Genomic DNA, 1,943 nt, shown 5'->3' on the forward strand with positions numbered 1-1,943 from the left:
GGCCGGCGTTGGCGATCGCGGCCAGCATCGGCGGCATGGTGGACAACACCAGCGCGCACGGGGACGCCACGATCATGAACGTCATCGCCCGCAGCAGCGCCGCCTGCAGCGACTCGCCGAGCAACACGACCTGACCGCGGCGGAGTCGGTGCGCGCCGGCGGATCGCAGGGCGGGATCGAGGTGCCCCGGGCCGATGCGCGCCGGGCGCCCAGCGACGACGAACGCCGCACATTGCGGCTGGCCGGTGCCCGCTGGATCACCGCCGACATGGCCTACCGGCGCGACGTCCTGGTCGCCGTCGGCGGCTTCGACGAACGCTTCCCCCGCGCCTACCGCGAGGACTCCGACCTCGCGCTGCGGATCGTCTCGGCCGGGCACCGGATCATCGACGGGTCGCGCCGCTGCGCACACCCGGTGGCCGCCGCCACCTGGCTGACCTCGGTCCGGGTCCAGATCGGCAACCGCGACAACGCGTTGATGCGGCGCAAGTTCGGGCGGCACTGGCGGACCCGCATCGGCGAGGGCAGCGGGCGGCTTGCCGGCCACACGGCGACGACGGCCGCCGCGGTGGCGGGTCTGACCGCGGGGGCGGCCCGGCGCCGTGGCACCGCGGCGGTGTTCGGGCTCCTGTGGGCTGGGCTCACCGCGGAGTTCGCCGCCCGCCGGTTCCTCGGCGGTCCCGGGACGCTCGCCGAGTGCGGTCGAATCCTGTTGAGCAGCATCATGATTCCGCCAGTAGCGGTGACTCACCGGATGATCGGGGAGTGGCAGCATCGGCACGCGCGGCCGGAACCGCCGCTGGCCGTCCTGCTCGACCGCGACGACACGTTGATCGAGGACGGCCCGTACCTCAACGACCCGGACGGCGTGGTACCGATGCCCGGCGCCCACCGCGCCCTGGACCGGCTACGCAGACGCGGACTGTTGCTGGCCGTGGTGACCAATCAGTCCGGCGTGGCACGCGGGTTGATCACCCCGCGGCAACTCGTCGCGGTGAACGCGGCGGTCAGCGGCCGGCTCGGACCGTTCGACTCGTGGCAGGTCTGCGTGCACGGCGAGGACGACGGATGCCGTTGCCGCAAACCGGCGCCCGGGATGGTGCTGTCCGCGGCGGCGGAGCTCGGAGTGCCGCCGCACCGGTGTGTGGTGATCGGGGACACCGGCGGCGACGTGGCGGCCGCGTTGTCCGCCGGGGCGCGGGCGGTGCTGGTGCCGACCGGACGTACCCGCCCCGAGGAGATCGTCGCCGCGCGTGCGCACCCGCGGGCCGCGGTCGCGCGCACGCTGGGCGCCGCGGTGGACCTGGTGCTGCGGGAGGCACGATGACCTCGGCCCTCGTCGCCCGTCTGGACAGCGCCGGTGACGTGCTGGTCACCGGTCCGGCGATCCGGGCGGTGGCCGGCTGCCACGACCGGGTGGTGATGCTGGCGGGCCCCCGTGGGCGCGCCGCTGCCGAACTGCTGCCCGGAATCGACGAAATCGTCGAATGGCAGGCGCCCTGGGTCGATTTCGACGCGCCGGAACTCACCGCGGCGCACGCCGAGGACCTGATCAAGCGGCTGCGCGACACGGCCCCGGACCGCGCCTACATCTTCACCTCGTTCCACCAGTCGCCGCTGCCGCTGGCGCTGCTGTGCCGGATGGCCGGGGTGCCGTGGGTCGGCGCCATCAGCGTCGACTATCCGGGCAGCCTGCTGGATCTGCGCCACCAGGTGCCCGACGGCATCCCGGAACCGTTGCGGGCGCTGTCGCTGACCGAGGCCGCCGGATGCCGGCTGCCGGACGGCGACGCCGGAACCCTGCGCATCACCGGGCCGGCGCCGCTGCCGCCGTGGTTGGCAGACGAGGTGAAGATGTAGGCGCGGTCCGGGGCCGTGTCGCGCAGCCGCTTGATCAGGTCCTCGGCGTGCGCCGCGGTGAGTTCCGGCGCGTCGAAATCGAC

At 74.1% G+C, this 1,943-nt stretch carries 2 protein-coding genes and 1 pseudogene; 2 read left to right on the top strand and 1 reads right to left on the bottom strand.

Features of this window, described 5'->3' with window-relative positions; translation table 11 throughout:
* Positions 1–124, bottom strand: a pseudogene (locus ASJ79_RS34410) (hypothetical protein); the annotation flags it as partial.
* Positions 125–148: 24 nt separating this feature from the next.
* Here ASJ79_RS34410 and ASJ79_RS33405 point away from each other — a divergent pair.
* Both ASJ79_RS33405 and ASJ79_RS33410 read left to right on the top strand, forming a co-directional pair.
* Complete coding sequence (locus ASJ79_RS33405) at positions 149–1,327, top strand: HAD-IIIA family hydrolase (RefSeq protein ID WP_067960444.1); 1,179 nt, start codon at positions 149–151, stop codon at positions 1,325–1,327.
* Entirely contained in the window at positions 1,324–1,860 is a 537-nt protein-coding gene (locus ASJ79_RS33410) for a glycosyltransferase family 9 protein (protein ID WP_369803748.1), read from the top strand. Before ASJ79_RS33405 ends, ASJ79_RS33410 begins: the two co-directional genes overlap by 4 nt.
* Positions 1,861–1,943: the final 83 nt, after the last annotated feature.

This window comes from Mycobacterium sp. NAZ190054 (genome assembly GCF_001545925.1).
Taxonomy (GTDB): domain Bacteria; phylum Actinomycetota; class Actinomycetes; order Mycobacteriales; family Mycobacteriaceae; genus Mycobacterium.